The 17,926-nt window shown below is 50.0% G+C and carries 14 protein-coding genes; all 14 read right to left on the reverse strand.

Annotated elements, in window-relative coordinates; all coding sequences use genetic code 11:
* Window positions 1-124: 124 nt before the first annotated feature.
* The gene (gene argS / locus PGS38_RS10790) at window positions 125-1,891 is read right to left on the reverse strand and encodes an arginine--tRNA ligase (protein ID WP_117509243.1); all 1,767 of its coding nucleotides are present in this window, start codon (window positions 1,889-1,891) and stop codon (window positions 125-127) included.
* A gap of 22 nt (window positions 1,892-1,913) precedes the next feature.
* Window positions 1,914-2,381, reverse strand: a complete 468-nt coding sequence (locus tag PGS38_RS10795; protein ID WP_022461147.1) for a CBS domain-containing protein — start codon at window positions 2,379-2,381, stop codon at window positions 1,914-1,916.
* Window positions 2,382-2,656: 275 nt separating this feature from the next.
* The gene (locus PGS38_RS10800) at window positions 2,657-3,907 is read right to left on the reverse strand and encodes an ABC transporter permease (RefSeq protein WP_055219448.1); all 1,251 of its coding nucleotides are present in this window, start codon (window positions 3,905-3,907) and stop codon (window positions 2,657-2,659) included.
* 11 nt (window positions 3,908-3,918) lie between these two features.
* Window positions 3,919-6,315, reverse strand: a complete 2,397-nt coding sequence (locus PGS38_RS10805; protein ID WP_118640223.1) for an efflux RND transporter periplasmic adaptor subunit — start codon at window positions 6,313-6,315, stop codon at window positions 3,919-3,921.
* The gene (locus PGS38_RS10810) at window positions 6,312-6,995 is read right to left on the reverse strand and encodes an ABC transporter ATP-binding protein (RefSeq protein ID WP_117801729.1); all 684 of its coding nucleotides are present in this window, start codon (window positions 6,993-6,995) and stop codon (window positions 6,312-6,314) included. The genes PGS38_RS10805 and PGS38_RS10810 overlap by 4 nt, the downstream gene beginning before the upstream one ends.
* Window positions 6,992-8,437 carry an efflux RND transporter periplasmic adaptor subunit gene (locus tag PGS38_RS10815; RefSeq protein ID WP_118640222.1) on the reverse strand — a complete coding sequence of 482 codons (1,446 nt, stop codon included), beginning with the start codon at window positions 8,435-8,437 and terminating at the stop codon, window positions 6,992-6,994. The genes PGS38_RS10810 and PGS38_RS10815 overlap by 4 nt, the downstream gene beginning before the upstream one ends.
* Window positions 8,438-8,659: 222 nt before the next feature.
* Window positions 8,660-8,923 (reverse strand): hypothetical protein, encoded by a 264-nt coding sequence (locus PGS38_RS10820; RefSeq protein ID WP_022461142.1) that lies wholly within the window; start codon window positions 8,921-8,923, stop codon window positions 8,660-8,662.
* A 223-nt stretch (window positions 8,924-9,146) separates the two neighbouring features.
* On the reverse strand, window positions 9,147-10,955 hold the full coding sequence (aspS, locus tag PGS38_RS10825) for an aspartate--tRNA ligase (RefSeq protein WP_118640221.1): 1,809 nt from the start codon (window positions 10,953-10,955) through the stop codon (window positions 9,147-9,149).
* Window positions 10,956-11,047: 92 nt separating this feature from the next.
* Window positions 11,048-12,304 carry a histidine--tRNA ligase gene (gene hisS / locus PGS38_RS10830; RefSeq protein WP_055227609.1) on the reverse strand — a complete coding sequence of 419 codons (1,257 nt, stop codon included), beginning with the start codon at window positions 12,302-12,304 and terminating at the stop codon, window positions 11,048-11,050.
* Window positions 12,237-12,917 carry an HD-GYP domain-containing protein gene (locus PGS38_RS10835; RefSeq protein WP_070103204.1) on the reverse strand — a complete coding sequence of 227 codons (681 nt, stop codon included), beginning with the start codon at window positions 12,915-12,917 and terminating at the stop codon, window positions 12,237-12,239. Before PGS38_RS10835 ends, hisS begins: the two co-directional genes overlap by 68 nt.
* Complete coding sequence (hemZ, locus tag PGS38_RS10840; protein ID WP_055227610.1) at window positions 12,914-14,413, reverse strand: coproporphyrinogen dehydrogenase HemZ; 1,500 nt, start codon at window positions 14,411-14,413, stop codon at window positions 12,914-12,916. The genes PGS38_RS10835 and hemZ overlap by 4 nt, the downstream gene beginning before the upstream one ends.
* The gene (locus PGS38_RS10845; RefSeq protein WP_055227612.1) at window positions 14,385-15,008 is read right to left on the reverse strand and encodes an MBL fold metallo-hydrolase; all 624 of its coding nucleotides are present in this window, start codon (window positions 15,006-15,008) and stop codon (window positions 14,385-14,387) included. The genes hemZ and PGS38_RS10845 overlap by 29 nt, the downstream gene beginning before the upstream one ends.
* A 15-nt stretch (window positions 15,009-15,023) precedes the next feature.
* On the reverse strand, window positions 15,024-17,321 hold the full coding sequence (locus PGS38_RS10850; RefSeq protein WP_118640220.1) for a RelA/SpoT family protein: 2,298 nt from the start codon (window positions 17,319-17,321) through the stop codon (window positions 15,024-15,026).
* Window positions 17,322-17,368: 47 nt separating this feature from the next.
* Entirely contained in the window at window positions 17,369-17,893 is a 525-nt protein-coding gene (locus PGS38_RS10855; protein WP_117509253.1) for an adenine phosphoribosyltransferase, read from the reverse strand.
* Window positions 17,894-17,926: the final 33 nt, after the last annotated feature.

Below are 17,926 nucleotides of genomic sequence, written 5' to 3' on the forward strand. Positions count from 1 at the left end.
AAGCGGATGAAAAATCGTGATGTAAGTATAACACAACAGCCGCCGTTTCCGCAAGAACTACAGAAGCCGACGGCTGCCAAAAAAATCGCCTGTTTTTTATCTATTTTTTCCCTCTTGACGAATCTTACATCCGTTCCGGTGCCGAGAATCCCAGCAGGTCGATGCAGGTCTCAAGTACCTCGCGGACAAGATCCAGCAGTGCCAGGTAAGATGCTTTTCTTGCCTCATCCTGCTCACTTAAGATCTTGGTCTCGTGGTAGAAATGGTTGAACTCGTTTGCAAGCTCGTAGATATAAGCACAGATCTTATGCGGTGCTTTCTCCTCGAATGCGTTCTCCACAACGCCGTTGAAACGGGATACGGAAAGCATCAGAGCTTTCTCGCTGTCGCTCTTCGGTGCCAGAAGTGCGCCTTTCTTCAGTTCATTTCCCTCTTCTTTATATTTTCCGAGGATGGATTTTGTACGAACGATCGTGTACAGGATGTACGGACCGGTGTTTCCCTCGAAGGAAGTAAATCTCTCAACATCGAATACATAATCTTTCGATGCCTGGTTGGACAGGTCACCGTATTTAATAGCAGACAGTCCGACAATCTGTGCCGTTCCTCTTGCATCCGTATCTTTTACGCTGCGGTTCTCCACGATCTTCTGATACATCTCATCGTTGATCTCGCCGATCAGACGCTCCAGACGCATAACGCCGCCCTCACGGGTCTTGAACGGTTTTCCGTCTTTTCCGTTCATGGTACCAAAGCCGATAAAGGAAAGAACGGTATCATCATTCACCAGTTTTGCTTTTCTTGCACAGCGGAAACACTGTACGAAGTGAAGCTCCTGACGTTTGTCTGCCAGATAGCAGATCTCGTCCGGCTTGTACAGTTTCATACGCTGGATGATGGTTGCCAGGTCTGTCGTATCATACAGAGCTGCTCCATCGGATTTTAAGATCATGCACGGCGGGATCTCTTTTGTGTCTGTCTCTTCTTTGACATCAACAACGAGTGCGCCCTGGTCATAATGTGCATAACCATTGTCTTTCAGGTAATCTACCATGTCCGGAATGTACTCCTGTGCATCGGACTCACCCATCCACAGATCGAAATGAACGTCGAGGTTTCCATAGTTCTTTTTCAGATCGGCAACAGAAACGTTCATAATGTGTTTCCAGATCGCACGATATCCTCTTCTGCCCTGCTGCAGCTCTCTCGTTGCCTCGAGTGCACGTTTCTTATAGTCCTCGTCCTCTTTCGATTTGCCGCTTGCGCAAGGATAAATCTCCTCGAGCTCGCTGATCGTAAACGGTGCTTCCTCCGGGTACTCTCCCGTAAAAGACTCATCAAAATAAACAAGCTCCGGATGGCGCTCCTGCAGCTCGGTGATGATCAGTCCCATCTGCAGACCCCAGTCTCCAAGATGAACGTCACCGATCATGTTGTGGCCCATGAAGCGTCCCATACGCTTGATGCTCTCGCCGATGATCGCGGAACGGAGATGGCCGACGTGAAGCGGTTTTGCCACGTTTGCTCCGCCGTAATCTACGATGATGGTTTTCGGATTTTTTGCTTTCTCTACAGAAAGCTCTTCATCGTTCTGCATTTTGGAAAGATAATCTGCCAGAAATTCCGGGTTGATTTTCAGGTTGATGAATCCCGGTTTTACGGCTTCAATTTCACCGATCACGCTGTGATCGGTCACTTTTTCTACAACTGCTTCAGCCAGCTGGATCGGTGCTTTGTGGTATGCTTTTGCAGCTGCCATTGCGCCGTTGCACTGGTATTCGCACAGATCCGGGCGGTTGGAAACGGAAACCCTTGCATAGGACGGGTCCATCTCCGCAGCGGTAAAGGCTTTTACCAGCTCTTCCTGGATAAGATCGATCAGTTTTTTCATAATGTTTCCCTCATTTTCTTCTTTACTGCAGAATCATCTGTTCTGCGTTTTGTTTCCGCGCGCTGCGCCGGGCTTCTTCCTCTTCTTTGATGCCGCTTTTCTGATAACAGTACTGGATGATATCTCTTCTTCGGATGATGCCGATGAAGATTCCCTCGTCATCCACAACTGGAACGAAATTCTGCCGCATGGACATCTCGATCAGGTCCTCGATGTTGCTGTTGATGTTGACGGACTCATAATTCCACCGTTTCGGAACCTGCCAGAGCGGGATATCCTCTGCTTCATGGTAATTCAGCAGATACCGTTCTTTTATGATGCGGAGCAGATCTCCTTCCGTCAGTGTTCCCACATAGCAGCCCTTTTTGTTCAGTACCGGAACCGCCGTGTATTTATGATATTCGATCTTCTCGATGGCCTGCCGAAGTGAGCAGTCGTCATACAGATAAGCCGTTTCACTTTTCGGTGTGATAAAAAACAAAATATTCATTCGCGTATACTCCTTTTCGTTGGTCATACTCTTGTTTGATTATACCATAAACGAATGTGAAATGTCTTTGAATCTTTCTTATATTTTCATAAACATACCGAATCCGAAACTCGAATGCCTCTTTGCTGCGCCGCAAATTGCGCTTATTTTCCAGTATAACCGACTTTCCGCAAAAAGTAAAGATCTTAAGTTTCATCCGCACACGCCGCACAAAAAATCCGCACGGATCCAGCACCTACGCTGTACCCGCACGGATTTTTCAACTCTTTTTTGTTCTATTCTCTTCGCAGCGCATCGATCGGATTCAGGTTCGCTGCTTTTACCGACGGCAGCAGTCCGAATACGATACCGATCACCATGGAGAAGACCACGGAGAAAATGATTGCCGGAATACTGATCGCCACAGGCGTCTGCGATACCCTCGAAATCACCTGTGCCATGATAATGCCGCCCAGCACGCCGAGCAGTCCGCCGATGCTGGTGAGCACCGCCGCCTCGGTCAGGAACTGGAACAGAATTCTGCGTTTTCTTGCTCCGATCGCCTTTTTCAGGCCGATCTCGCTTGTACGTTCCGTTACAGATACCAGCATAATATTCATAACACCGATACCGCCGACCAGAAGCGAAATGCTCGCGATCCAGATCAGCTGCTGGTTCGTGCTCTGGCCTAACTCCTGCAGACTCTTTGCTTTCTCCAGCAGATCCTCTGCCTGATAGGAAAGAGAATCAGTTGTATTGGTCACGGATTCGTTCATGATATCCGCTGTTGTCTTTCCCACCGTGCTCATATCCTCGGTCGTTTTTGCCATCACAACGGCATTTTCCGGTTCATCATACTGGAATACGATCGGCCAGCAGACATCCGGCATCAGCACCAGCGGATAAGATTCCTGATTGTACGTATAGTAGTCATCTCTGGAATTGATGACCGGCTGGAACGAATCGGCTTTTTTGATCACGCCGATCACCGTGAACGGCTCTCCCATGATCTCGATCGTTTTGCCGACCGGCGACTCATCCGGGAAGAGTGTCAGCACTGCGGTATCGTCGAGGAGGACAACTTTGTGGGTCTTCGAGAAATCGCTCTCCACAAAGCCGCGTCCCTGATAAATCTGATATCCGCACGTCGACAGATAATTTTCATCCACGCCAAGCGCCTTCGCACTGTCCAGTGTTGTGTTTCCTTTTGCGATGCCGCTCACATACGTTCTTTCGGTGTAAAACGATGCATTTTCCACCTGATCCTGCTCGCGGATCCGCTTTTTCTGATCATCGGACAGTTTCGACACGCCGCTTGGCAGTCCGTTGTCCATCCAGTAATCGCCGTCGCCCTGCTTTAAGCTGACGGTCACGTTGTTGTTTCCAGCTCCGATCAGGTTCTGTTTGATCTGCTCATTCGTTCCCTTGATCGTGGAGACAATTGAGATGATCGACGCAATTCCGATGATAATACCCAGCATCGTCAGGAAGGAACGCATTTTGTGTGACCAGATTCCCTGAAAGGAAAGTCTTACATTTTCTAACATAATGCGCCTCCTTAACTGTTGTAATAATCCGATGAACTGGATTCCTTCGTGTCTGCGCCTTCCACCACGGTTTTGCCGTACGGAAATGCAATGTAATCCTCTTCGGAAAGACCGCTCTTCACTTCGTAATAACTGCCCCACAGAAGTTTTCCGGTTACCACATTCTGTTTCTTTAATTTATCATTTTCATCCCGGATATAAACGAATTTCTGTCCGTTTTCCTCGCGGATGAATTCTTTGCTGACGTACAGGCCGTTGCCGTTTTCTACATCGTTTCCGACAGTGATTGCAATCTCGATCCAGTCACCGTTTTCAAAACCTTCTCCGCCTTCCGGGATAACGGCTGTGAACGGATAGAAGGAGGCTGGTGTCTCGCTGTACGACATGTAGCTTGTTGTCGGGTACGGAGAAATCTCGGTTACGGTTGCCGCTGCAAAAGCACCCGAAGACCAGGAAGTCACGTTAAGTTCATCGCCGACTTTTACCTGATCGAGATACGTCTCGCTTAAGTAGCCGCGCACGTACAGACCTTCGTTTCCACTGACCTGGATAAAGGCGCTTCCGTCGTTGGACGGGTTTTCTGCATTTCCAACCTTCTTTACCACACCGCTGATCGTCGCTTTTACGGTCTGGGAATCCAGGGATTTCTGCGTATTTTTGACTTTGAGTTCCTCTTCCTTCTGATCAAGCTTCAGATTACGGATCTGGCTTTCTTTTTCGCTGATGGCTTTTTTCAACTCATCTTTTGTGTAGGTCATCTGGGTATCATCACCGGAAGAAGTATTGTTATTTGCGCTGCTTCCTGTGGATGATGTAAAGAGGGACTGTACCGATGCTTTTTCACCGTAGAATACGGTTTTTGCTGTCGTCTGCACTGCTTCCGGCGCATCTTCGCTCTGCGGTTCCGCTTCCGGTTCTGCCGGGGCTTCAGTCGGCGTCGGCGTTTCCGTCGGAACTGGGGTCTCGCTCGGCACCGGAGTTTCTGTTGGAACCGGCTCTGTGGTCGGAATCGGTGTTGTACTTGGTTCCGGGCTGACGGTCGGCTCTGGAGTTACACTCGGTCCCGGCGTAACGCTCGGGGTCGGAGTTACACTTGGTGTCGGGGTAATCGTTCCTTCTTTTACCGCCACATTTGCAGTGCTGACTGCCATGGAAGTACCCTTGTCATTTTTCGCTGTCACTTCTACTGTATAGATTCCGGCATCCTCTTTTGTGATGTTTTCTTTTGTGTAAGTATCCTTAAAATCTCCGTCGATTGTCTTTCCGTTGTGTTTCCAGACGTATGTGTAAGTGCCATCCGTTTCGGTGTTTTCTGTGGAATCGTCTGCCTCACCGCTTCCATTTCCGGCTTCACCCGGCTGTGTCACATCGTCCTCGGACGGACTCTCGGTTCTATCATCCGTTTTATCGTCTGCTTTCTCATCCGGCTTCTCTTCGGTATCTTTCTTCTCATTGATTCCGATTTTCAGCTTCAGCTCGCCGCCCTCTGCCACCTCTGTGTTGGCAAGCGGCGTGGTGATTTTTATTTCCGGTGCATCCGCCGATTCGGATTCTTTCAGACTCAGGACTGCTTCATACGAAGTCTCGTATACTTTCGCAATCTTCGTTCCATCCTGCTCCCACACGGTTTCCAGCGCCTCTGCGGCTTTGTTTTCCTCATGAATCTCCAGGCGAAACCAGTATCCTTCGCTGTCCTCTTCTTTTTTCGTTCCCTTTTCATCCGCGTATCCTGCCATCTGATTCAGGAATCCGCCTGTTAGGACTGTTCCCGGTGCGCAGAGATAGGTGTATGGGTCTTCCTGCGTTCCTTCTCCTTTGTATGGTTTGGAACCAAATACAAGCTTATTCGTACTGCTGTACAGAACAGCATCCTCGTACGTCGGCTCCGGTTCTGGGGTCGGAATCGGTTCGTCCGGGAAATCCGGATCGATGGGTTCATCTGGAAAATCCGGGAAATCCGGGAAATCCGGCTCCACCGGATTCAGCGGCGTATCCGATACCGGTTTTGTCTTTTTCAGCTTTTCCAGTTCTTTTTCACTCTGCTGGATTTTCAGCTTTGTCTGTGCAAGCTGTAACTGCTGCGTTTCCAGATCCAGCTCGATCATGCTGGTATCGTATGTCATCAGCGTGTCTCCGGCATTTACCACATCGCCCTCTTTGACGAGAACCTGGGAAATGGTCTGGCTGTCGGAAAGATAGATGTTCTGGGAAGCCGTCGAGGTGATCTGGCCTTCCATGTTCATGCTGTCTCCCCAGTATCCACTCGTAAAGTCACTGACCGGATACACTTTTACGGTTGTCTTCTGCGCCTGGCGAATCCCATAATAGCCGCCGACACTTACGCCACCCACGGCAACCGCTGTCACGACTGCAATCGCTGCTTTCTTTGCGGCTTTTCCTTTTTTCATGCTTCGGCCACCTCCTTCGATTTCATCATTCCGTCGCGGATCTCCACGGTGCGCTGTGCCATCGATGCGATCTCCGCGTCATGCGTAATCATCAAGATGCTGACGCCCTCATCGTTCAGGCTCTGGAACAGCTCCATGACCTGCTCGCCGGAATGGGAGTCGAGCGCTCCGGTCGGCTCATCAGCCAGCAGAATTTTCGGATGGTTGACGATCGCTCTTGCAATCGCCACACGCTGTTTCTGTCCGCCGGAGAGCTGGGTCGGTTTGAAACTCATACGGTCGCCGAGCCCCACCCGCTCGAGGGCAATCGCTGCCCGCTCTCTTCTCTCTTTTTTCGGCACGCCCGCGTACGTCAACGGCAGGCATACATTTTCCATTGCGCTCTGTCTTGCAAGGAGTTGGAAGTTCTGGAAGACAAAGCCGATTTTCTGCAGGCGGATGTCCGACATCTGATTGTCACTGCATTTGCTGATGTCCTGTCCGTCGAGGATCAGCCGTCCGCTCGTCGCCTGGTCGAGGCAGCCGACAATATTCATCAGTGTTGTTTTTCCGGAACCGGAAGGACCCATGATCGCAACGTACTCGCCTTCTTCCATGGAGAAGTTGATGTTTTTCAGAACCGGAACCGGGATTTTGCCCTGCATATATTCTTTACAGATATTCTCTAATTCCAGAATCACGGCTGCACCTCCCCGTCATCTGCTGATCCGGCTTCCTGTGTGTCTGCCGGTTCTGCCTTACCATTGTCGGCGCCGCCGATCACGTTCGTTGTATCTTCCTCACCGCTGTACTCTGCGCCGTCCATGGTATTGTCAACCATGCCGTTTTCATCCTGCGTCATACCGTCGTCGACCATTCCATCGTCGTTGTCAAGCATACCGTCATCCACCATTCCGTCATCCTCGCCGCCGGCCGGATTGCTCTGTCCCAGTGATCCGTCGGTGCTGACTACGGTCTTCATCCCTTCTTCCAGACCGTCCTCCGGGAAGGTGATTGCATCATCTTCTGCAAGGCCGTCGGTGATCTGATATTCCATCATATTTTCATCGTGTGTTCCAAGGGTTACGCTTCGTTTTTCCAGTTTGCCTTTTCCATTATCGGCCCAGACGTAAGGATTGCTGTCGACATCGTTGATAAAGGAGTCAGACAGCCAGATTCCTGTTTTGACTTCCTGCTGGCCGACATCCGGCTCTACGTAAACGTGCTGACCGAGCATCAGGCCATTTGTTCCATCGAGCTGTACATAAAACGGATAGTTGCTTGACTGCGTCATACCGTCTCCCGAACTGCTGTAAACGTTATTGCTTCCTGTCCGTGCATTTTCCCGATCAATCTTTGTCACGGTTCCGGTCCAGGTCTGATTCTCATCTACACGAGAATGCACGATCACCTGGCTTCCTTCGGTAATCGAACCGTCGCTCATATTCTGTTCATTGATCTGGCCTTTTACACGGAAATCTCCCGTTGCAAGAACGGTCAGGAAGGAATTGTCGGAGTTGTCACCGGAGTAAGCGCCGGCGCTGCTGTCATCGTTGTTGATTGATTTTACAACACCGGCGATTTCGCTGATCACGGTCGCATTGGTGATGTTATCGTTTAATTTATCAATCTCCGCCTGTTTTGATTTTCCTTCATATTCTTTTTTCTTTAAATCCAGCTCCGCTTCCTGAATTTCCAGTGTGATGCTTGCCTGCTGGTCTTTTGATGCCTGCTTTTTGTCTTTGTAAAGCTGGTCGATATTGGTATTCATACTTGAAAGTTCATTGTTTATACGTTCCAGATCCAGCTGCGCCTGCTCGAGGTCACTCTGGAATTTCTCGGTATCGTAGGAGAACAGCGGTGTTCCGACCTGAACCTCCTGACCGACTTCCACATAAACTTCCTTTACCTTTTTCTCGCTGTTTTTCTCTACCTTCCAGGTATTTTCCGACTCCACAACACCGGCATAGCGGTTTTCCATTCCATTTCCGGTTCCCAGATTGGTCAGGGCTTTTACAGTATTGACATAGACGACGTTATCGTCCTCTTTTGTACTGTTTCCAAGGAAATGCCATGTCACTCCCCCTCCGGCTGCCGCCAGCACTGCGACTGCACACACAATCGCGATTACTTTTTTCTTCATACGCTTCCTCCCACTTTTCTATTTTACAAATTAATTTTCTGCTTTCCCAAGTTAGTTCTATCGTATCACATTTTGTTTTTTGTTTTCTTACTTTTTCCTTACTCTTTTTTTAGCAAATACTGGCTTTTTCTGAAAATAGATTTTTGTTTTTGTCATTAAAAACCTGCCTCCGTGTTTATGACGGAAAGCAGGTTTTCTTTCGAATCTGTTAGATTTTATTTTTTATGCTACAAGTTTCATCTCCCGCAGAATGCGGTATACGAGATAACAGATCAGCGCTGCACAGACCAGTTTGAACAGAAGCGGAACGACGGCGAACACGATTTTAAATCCAAGCCAGATCACGCCGATCGGGAGAAGAATAGTGGCGCATGCGCCGAGGACTTTTCCTCCAAATTTCAGCAGCAGTCCGACGATCCCAAATAAAATTCCAATTCCGCAGAGCAGACCAAAACAGGTTGCCAGCATGACTAATGTAACTAACATCGTGATCCCTCCTTGTCTTTTTCTCTATGTGTTCCACTTGCTGTGGATGTTTCCGTATCTTTCTTACAAACCATATTGTAGCACTTTTTTCCAGCAAAACAACGGGGAAGACGTGGAAGAATTTCTTAAGTTTTTCTTTACACCGATCGAGTGAAACCTAAAAAAGGACAGACAACGCTGCACTTCTGCAAAATTGTCTGTCCTGTAAATTACAAAATTTTCTTTACTCTTCTGTTGTCTCTTCCTCAGCCTGCGGCTCAACCTCAAGACCAAGCTCTTCCAGCTGTGCTGCGTCAACCGGTGACGGAGCCTCGGTCATCAGACAGGAAGCATCTTTTACCTTCGGGAATGCGATGACGTCGCGGATGCTGTCCTCTTTTGCCATCAGCATAACGAGACGGTCCAGTCCGTAAGCCAGTCCGGCGTGAGGCGGAACTCCGTATTTGAAAGCATCCAGAAGGAAACCAAATCGCTCATGTGCCTGTTCCTTTGTGAAACCAAGCATCTCAAACATCTTCTCCTGCACATCGTTCTGGTGAATACGAACGCTTCCTCCTCCGATCTCAGTGCCGTTCAGGACGATATCGTAAGCTTTTGCACGAACTGCGCCCGGATCGGTATCCAGAAGCGGCAGATCCTCGTCCATCGGCATGGTGAACGGGTGATGCATTGCGGTGAAACGGTTCTCCTCATCGGACCACTCCAGAAGCGGGAACTCGGTAATCCATACGAAACGGTATTCGTTCTTGTCGAGAAGTCCCATCTGCTCTGCCAGTTCCAGACGAAGTGCGCCAAGAACGTTCCAAACAATCTTGTTGCGGTCTGCTGCGAAGAGAAGAAGGTCTCCAGCCTGTCCGTCCATGGCTTTGATGAGGGCTTCCATCTGCTCCTCTGTCATAAATTTGGAGAAGGAAGATTTCCAGCTTCCATCCTCATGGATTGCAATGTATGCAAGACCTTTTGCACCGTAACCTTTCGCAAACTCAACGAGCTTGTCGATTTTCTTTCTCGGCATTGCGCCCTGTCCCTTTGCGTTAATACCGCGGACAGAACCGCCGTTTTCAAGTGCGCCCTTAAATACAACGAACTCGGTATCTTTTACGGTCTCGGAAACATCAACCAGCTCCATACCGAAACGCAGGTCCGGTTTGTCGGAACCGAAACGGTTCATAGCCTCTTTCCAGGTCATTCTCTGGATCGGGAGCTGTACCTCAACGCCGAGCACCTCTTTGAACAGGTGTGCCAGCAGTCTCTCATTGACATCGATAACATCATCTACATCAACGAAAGCAAGCTCCATATCGATCTGGGTGAACTCCGGCTGACGGTCAGCACGCAGGTCCTCGTCACGGAAACATTTTACAATCTGGATATAGCGGTCATAGCCGGAGCACATCAGAAGCTGTTTGAACAGCTGCGGAGACTGCGGCAGTGCATAGAAGCTGCCCGGATGAACACGGCTCGGTACCAGATAGTCTCTGGCGCCTTCCGGTGTGGATTTGGTCAGCATCGGGGTTTCGATCTCAAGAAAACCTTCTTTTGACATGAACTCACGGGTGAGCATTGCCACCTTGCTTCTCATAATCAGGTTTCTCTGGATATCCGGTCGGCGCAGATCCAGGTAACGGTATTTCAGACGGAGCTCTTCTCTCGTCTTGGAATCCTCCTCGATCGGGAACGGCGGGGTTTCTGCCTCGGAAAGAATGCGTAAGGACTCAGCCTTTACTTCGAGCTCTCCTGTTGCCAGATTTTCATTGATAGCACCGGAGCGGGCCATAACTTCACCTTCTACGGCAATGACGAACTCGCTGCGCAGTTTTGCTGCTTTCTCAAAACCTTCCTCACTGATCGGGCCGTTCTCAAAGATAATCTGCATAATACCGCTTCTGTCACGCAGATCGACGAAAATAATTCCGCCTTTATTACGGCTCTTCTGTACCCAGCCCATCAGGGTTACTTTTTTTCCGATATCTGCTTTTGTGACTTCCGCACAGCGGCAGGTTCTCTTCAGGCCTTTCATGGATTCAGCCATTTTCTTGTTCCTCCTATTTGGAACTGCGGACACAAAGAATCTGCATCCGCAGCACATCGTTTTTTCATGCGATTACTATTATTGGATATTCCTTACATTTTGTCAACAAAAAATTCTTCGATCTCAGTGTAGCCCTCGCTGGCAAGCTGCTCTTTCTGGAATTTCTTGTTCTTTTTCATCACGGCGATGTTGATGGCCGTGCCTTCACTTCTCTCTTTTGTCGCCTGCTGAATGATCTTCTGCATTCCCTCTGCCGGCATGTTTTTCTCGATCAGGTACGCTTTTTTCTTCTGCGCGCCCGGGATCTGGTAATCTCTCTCAAGCAGAAGCATAACGATACGCTCAAATCCGATGGAGAATCCGCATGCGCAGGTCTGGTTTCCGGTGAATTTTCCGATCATTTCATCGTAGCGTCCGCCGCCTCCGACAGATCCGCCGTACTCATCCATAGCGATCTCGAAGATCGGTCCGGTATAGTAGGACATTCCGCGCACCAGAGTCGGATCGAAAGCGATCTTGAATTCTGCGGTCTTCACGGCATTAACACTGTCGATGATGGTCTTCAGGCCGTCTGCGTACTCTTTGTCAAGGAATCCCTCGAGTTTCTCACGGCAGTACTCTACGCCTGCGGTATCCGGGGTGATCTCCTCGAACATTTTCAGGTATTTCTCTACGGACTCTTTTGCAAAGCCGGCTTCCTCGAGCTCTTTGGCAACGCCCTCAAAACCGATTTTATCCATCTTATCGAGGATAATAAATACGGTGTCATAGGACTCCTCCGGGAATCCGCTGTAGGCTGCCATTGCTTTTAAGATGCGGCGGTCATTGATACGGATCGTAAAGTTCTTGAAGTCCAGTTTTCCAAGCAGTGTGGTGGTAGCAAGGATCAGCTCAATCTCTGCGAGGTTGGTCGGCTCGCCGAGGATATCGATATCGCACTGCATGAACTGGCGGTATCTTCCTCTCTGCGGACGGTCTGCACGCCATACATTTCCCATCTGAAGTGCTTTGAACGGGGACGGAAGCTCGTTTGCGTTGTTGGAATAGTAACGGCAGAGCGGAACGGTCAGGTCATAACGCAGGCCGCTGTCTACGAGATCGTTTTCTTTCTCAGCGGTCTCGAGTTTCAGCTTCTCTCCTCTTTTTAAGATCTTGAAAATCAGTTTCTCATTCTCGCCGCCCTGTTTGCTGTTCAGGTTTTCGATGTGCTCCACGCATGGGGTCTCCATGGAGGTAAAGCCGAAGGTTCCGTAAGTTTCCTTGATCAGACGGATCACATAGTCACGGATTGCCATTTCTTTCGGTAAAATATCTTTCATTCCGGTAACCGGTTTCTTTTTTAATGCCATTTTCTGTTTTCTCCTTTATGATTTCCCGGATCAATTCATCGACATCAGAAAGCTCGATCGCTTTCCGGCTGCCGCTGTGGATCACTCTCTGAAATGCCAGGAACATTTTCAGATCGAAATTTTTGACTTCTTCTGTCATAAGCTCCATCGCCTGTTTCCGCGTAAACGCACTCCGGTACGGGCGGTCGGAGGTCAGCGCGCAGTACACATCACAGATGCGTAAGATACGCGCCCCAAACGGAATCTTTTCTCCCGCCAGATTGGCCGGATACCCGGTTCCGTCATAATTTTCATGGTGATACAGAATACTCTCCAGCACAAAATCGGAGTAGCCGCGTCCCTGCAGGAGTTCATAGCCCAGTGTGGAATGGGTCCGCACAAAGCGCATCTCCTCGACGACGAGTGTATCCTGTTCTTCTACGTAATTCTCCAGTACAATCTTTCCGATATCGTGGAGAACGCCCGCTTTTGCAAGCTCATAGCAGATTTCTTTCTCATACCCAAGTTCCCGCGCAAGATCGTAAGCTAAATTGCTCACTTCCATGCCATGGATGAGCTGCTCGGTCAGGGTATAGCGCAGCATGTGAAGCTGCTGACTGGAATTTTCTTTCATTTTGGCAGATACTTCTCCATTCCGATACGTTTTCTCTCGATCATTTCATCGATACGCTCCACGTAGTTTTTCAGATCCTTCACGTTCTCCACCCGCTCAATGCGCTCTCCGTGTTCAAACACGAATTTCGTGGACGCTCCGGCTCCCGCGGCCAGAATGGACTGTTTTTCCTCCATAATGAGGATGTTGTAGATACCTGCTTTTCCTTCGCGGGAGTAGCCGACATTCTCAAAGTTACCCGCCATATTTTTCTGGCGGTACATGTAATACGGTCCCATCTCCATGCGGTGTGCGCTGTCCATCGTCATTTTCATGATCTCGGCAGAGTTTTCAAACGAGATTTCCTGATATTTGTCTTTGAACAGGTTGAGTCTCGTTGCACGCTTTAACGCAAGGGAATGGACGGTCAGGGAATCCGGATTCAGCGCTTCCACTTTTTCCAACGTATGCGCCACTTTTTCCTTGTCCTCGCCCGGCAGACCGACGATCAGATCCATGTTGATGTTGTCAAATCCAAGGGAACGCGCCATACGGAACTTCTCCTCGATCTCCTCCACGGTATGGTGGCGTCCGATCAGATCCAGCGTTTCCTGGTTCATGGTCTGTGGATTGATCGAAATACGGGTGACCGGGAATTTGCGGATGGCTTTTAAGACCTCCTCATTGATCGTATCCGGCCGTCCTGCCTCCACGGTGAACTCCTGCACCTGCTCCATCGGGAAGAGCTCTGTCACTTTCGTGAGCAGGCGCTCCATCTGTGCCGCATTCAGCGTGGTCGGCGTACCGCCTCCGATGTAGATCGTATCAAGGGTGTAATCCTTCATGTTCTCACTGATAAAGATCAGTTCTTTGATCAGTGCATCGAGATACGGATCTACCATATGCTCCCAGCGGCTTAACACATGGGAGCCGAAGGAACAGTACAGGCAGATGCTCGGACAGAACGGGATGCCGATGTACAGGCTGTAACCGTGTTCGTAGTCGATCGTCTTTAAAATGTCCTTTTCCCGGTTGGCAATCGTGATTGCAAGTGCCGTCTTTTCCGGGCTGGTGTAGTAGGTCTCGCGCATGTATTTCGCAATCTCTACATTTGTTTTGCCCTCTTCCAGCATCTTCATCGGAATTTTCGTCGGACGGATGCCGGTAAGGTCGCCCCACGGAAGTTCTTTTCCGCTCACTTTCGAGAGCGTGCGATAGACCATCCGTTTCAGGACATTTTTCGTTTCGTGGCGGTCTTTTTCATATTCCACCGCCTCACACGCGGCAGAAAGCTCTTCGTGCTTCTCATTTTCTATGGAAAAGCAGATCTGGTCTGCCGCGTACAGGATCTTATCATAATATGCAAATTCCCCGTCCGGCGCCCCATCCTCTTCGTACCATGAGGTAATCTCACAGCCCGGATAGAATGCCTTGATCAGGGAATACACATCGTATTCAAAATCTTTTCTGTTAAAACAAAGGCTGATATTAAGCAAGGGGATTGTACCTCTTTTCATGTTCAATCGTAGTTTCATCGTTGTGGCCCGGATACACGGTCACATCCCCGGGAAGCTCTTTTAACAGGCGCTTGGCCGACGCGATCAGCTCTCTGCCGGAGGATGTCGGGAAGTCGTATCTTCCGTAGGACTCGCAGAACAGCGTATCACCGGAAAAAAGTGCTTTCTCTGCCGGAATATAGTAGCAGACACCGCCTGCCGTGTGCCCCGGTGTCGCAAGAACGTGGATTTCAAAGTCTGCGAGATGCAGCACATCGCCCTCTTTTACGGTTTTGTCCGCCTGCATCGTGTACGGTTTGCTCCAGAGCCCGGAAAGATTTTTCTTTGGATCCCCCAGCAGGTGCTGCTCTTTTTCATGGACATAGACCGGGATATGGTACTTTTTCCGCAGTGCATCCGCTGCCAGCATATGGTCGAAATGGCCATGGGTCAGCAGAATGGCCTCCGGGTCGCCGTCGATCTCGTCGATCTGGCGTTCAATCTCCAGCGGCGAATCGCCCGGGTCCACGATCAGCACCTTCTGGCTGTCCGGATTTTCCACAACGTAGCAGTTTGTCGAGAGCATTCCAAGTGCCCGGTAATTTACCTTTATCATACGCTTTTCTCCTTTTTATCCTCTCGATCTCTGAATATTGATCACGCTCTCCACCTGGCGTACCTTCTCGATGATGCTGTTCAGCTCTTCGTTGTTGTGCACGTCGAACGTCACATCGATGGAAGCCGTTCCCTGCTTGCTCGTTCTCACGTTCATCGCCGCAAGGTCGATCTTCCGCTCGGTAAAGATCTTGGAGATATCCACCAGAAGACCGGTACGGTTGTTTGCGTAAACGCTGATCTCCACGGTATAGAGAGAGCCGCCGTTGTCCTCTGCCTGCCATTCAGCATCAATGAGGCGCGCCCGCTCAGATTCCGGCAGATTCAGGACATTGACACAGTCGGTGCGGTGAATGGTCACGCCGCGTCCTCTTGTGACAAAGCCCACGATCTCATCGCCCGGGATCGGATTGCAGCATTTTGAGAAGCGAACTGCCACATCGTGGATACCGCGCACGACGATGCCGCCCTTGCTCTTTCCAACCGGCAGAACTTTCTCTCCAGATGCCGCCTCGAGCACCTGCTCGTCGGTGATCTCTTTTTTATGTTGCTTTTCGTACGTCTCAATCAGCTTGTTGAGGACCTGGCCCTCTTTTAAGCCGCCGTGGCCGATGGCCGCAAGAACGGAATCCCAGTCGCGGAAGCCGTACTTTCTCATGACAGCCTCTTCGTACATCGGTTTCGTATAGATTCCAAGGTTTTTGCCCTTCAGCTTTGCATAGCTGGTGAGCATTTCCTTGCCTTTGACGATGTTGTCCGTCTTGTTCTGCTGGCGGAACCACTGGTTGATGCGGCTCTTTGCCTGGGAACTCTTCGCAATTTTCAGCCAGTCGCGGCTCGGTCCCTTGGAGTTCTGCGAGGTGATGATCTCGACGCGGTCTCCGTTGTGAAGTTCCGTCTCGATCGGCACGAGTTTTCCGTTGACCCTCGCTCCGACCATCTTGTTGCCGACCGCACTGTGGACGGAATAAGCAAAGTCGATGGCACAGGAGCCGACCGGAAGCGTTTTGACATCGCCCGCCGGGCTGAAACAGTAAACATTGTCGGCAAACAGGTCGAGATCGCTCTTTAAGAGGTTCATGAACTCATGGTTGTCCGCCATGTCCTGCTGCCACTCCAGAATCTGGCGCAGCCAGGTCAGTTTTTCCTCTTCCTGCTCCGGTCCCGGTTTCTTGCCGTCGGAGGCCTCTTTGTATTTCCAGTGTGCAGCGATACCGTATTCTGCAATCCGGTGCATCTCATAAGTACGGATCTGAATCTCAAACGGCTGTCCGTTCGGTCCGATCAGGGTTGTATGCAGGGACTGGTAACGGTTTGGCTTCGGCATCGCAATGTAATCTTTGAAACGGCCCGGGATCGGCGTGTACATTTCATGGATGACACCGAGCGCTGCATAGCAGTCTTTGACGGATTCCACGATGATGCGGACCGCAAAGAGGTCATAGATCTGATCCAGCGTCTTATGCTGGTTGACCATCTTTTTGTAGATGCTGAAAAAGTGCTTGATTCGTCCGTTGACATCTGCCTCAATGCCGGCCTGGTGGATATGACGGGTCACCTCTTTTACGATCGCATCGACAAACTCCTGCCGCTGCTCCCGCTTCATGCTGACCTTCTGCACCAGTTCATAGTACGCATCCGGCTCCAGATATTTCAGAGAAAGGTCATCGAGTTCGACCTTGATCTTGGAAATACCGAGGCGCTGTGCGATCGGGGCATAAATATCCATCGTCTCACGCGCTTTTTTCTTCTGCGTCTCCGGCGACCAGTACTGTGCGGTCCGCATGTTGTGCAGACGGTCCGCCAGTTTTACCAGAATAACACGGATATCCTTTGCCATCGCAAGGAACATCTTTCTCAGGTTTTCTGCCTGCTCCTCGACCTTATCCGCAGAATATTTCAGCTGTGCCAGCTTCGTGACACCGCTTACAATCAGGGACACCTCCGGGCCGAACTCCTCGGTCAGCTCTTCTTCGGTCATGACGGTATCTTCGACAACGTCGTGCAGAAGGCCTGCCGCGATCGACTCCTTGTCGAGCTCCAGATCTGCCAGGATAATTGCCACACAGAGCGGATGGATGATGTACGGTTCCCCGCTCTTTCTTTTCTGGTCCTTATGTGCATCCGCTGCCACGCGGTATGCTTTTTCGATCAGGGAAATATCGTCCGATGGATGATATTTTTTCACAGAAGCGATCAATTCCCCGTATAATTCCTCCGGACTTGTAAAATCGTCCGTCTTGCGGATTCTGGCTTCTGCCGCCGCCACATCCTTCTTTAATTCTTCTTCACTGATTCTTTTCTCTTCTTCCATATGTATCCTCCGCTCTCATGATTAACCCCTGCGTTTCGTTGGATACGTTATTTGCCATCGTAACGGATGACAGATTTTACATCATATTTTGCCAGTTTTTCGCGTCCTTTTAAGCCGGCAAGCTCCATCAGGAACACGATTCTGGTTACTTCGCCGCCGAGGCGCTCGATCATTTTTGCACAAGCCTCCACGGTACCGCCGGTTGCAATCAGGTCGTCGATGATGACTACCTTCTGGCCCGGTTTGATGGAGTCTTTGTGCATCTCGATCGTTGCGCTGCCGTACTCCAGGTCATAGCTCTCCTCGATGGTCTCCAGAGGAAGTTTTCCTTTTTTACGGATCGGCACGAACGGTTTGTGCAGATTGTAAGCAATCGGCATACCGAAAATGAAGCCGCGGGACTCGGTTCCGCAGATTACGTCACAGTCTACTTCTTCTACAAAATGCTGCATCTCATCTATGGCAAGCTGCAGTCCGTCTGCGTCCTGCAGGATACTCGTTACATCTCTGAAAATAATACCCGGTTCCGGGAAATCCGGAATACTTCTTACGTAATCCTCTACTTTTTTCATAAAATATTCCTCCGTTTCGTCAAGGTTTGACAA

Origin of the sequence: Fusicatenibacter saccharivorans (assembly GCF_027667425.1) — a bacterium.
Taxonomy (GTDB): Bacteria; Bacillota; Clostridia; order Lachnospirales; family Lachnospiraceae; genus Fusicatenibacter; species Fusicatenibacter saccharivorans.

Coding starts and splice junctions, on each gene's coding strand:
- argS (WP_117509243.1), bottom strand. CDS start 1,891: ATGAAAAAACTGATCGATCTTATCCAGGAAGAGCTGGTAAAAGCCTTT.
- PGS38_RS10795 (WP_022461147.1), bottom strand. CDS start 2,381: ATGAATATTTTGTTTTTTATCACACCGAAAAGTGAAACGGCTTATCTG.
- PGS38_RS10800 (WP_055219448.1), bottom strand. CDS start 3,907: ATGTTAGAAAATGTAAGACTTTCCTTTCAGGGAATCTGGTCACACAAA.
- PGS38_RS10805 (WP_118640223.1), bottom strand. CDS start 6,315: ATGAAAAAAGGAAAAGCCGCAAAGAAAGCAGCGATTGCAGTCGTGACA.
- PGS38_RS10815 (WP_118640222.1), bottom strand. CDS start 8,437: ATGAAGAAAAAAGTAATCGCGATTGTGTGTGCAGTCGCAGTGCTGGCG.
- PGS38_RS10820 (WP_022461142.1), bottom strand. CDS start 8,923: ATGTTAGTTACATTAGTCATGCTGGCAACCTGTTTTGGTCTGCTCTGC.
- aspS (WP_118640221.1), bottom strand. CDS start 10,955: ATGGCTGAATCCATGAAAGGCCTGAAGAGAACCTGCCGCTGTGCGGAA.
- hisS (WP_055227609.1), bottom strand. CDS start 12,304: ATGGCATTAAAAAAGAAACCGGTTACCGGAATGAAAGATATTTTACCG.
- PGS38_RS10835 (WP_070103204.1), bottom strand. CDS start 12,917: ATGAAAGAAAATTCCAGTCAGCAGCTTCACATGCTGCGCTATACCCTG.
- hemZ (WP_055227610.1), bottom strand. CDS start 14,413: ATGAAAAGAGGTACAATCCCCTTGCTTAATATCAGCCTTTGTTTTAAC.
- PGS38_RS10845 (WP_055227612.1), bottom strand. CDS start 15,008: ATGATAAAGGTAAATTACCGGGCACTTGGAATGCTCTCGACAAACTGC.
- PGS38_RS10850 (WP_118640220.1), bottom strand. CDS start 17,321: ATGGAAGAAGAGAAAAGAATCAGTGAAGAAGAATTAAAGAAGGATGTG.
- PGS38_RS10855 (WP_117509253.1), bottom strand. CDS start 17,893: ATGAAAAAAGTAGAGGATTACGTAAGAAGTATTCCGGATTTCCCGGAA.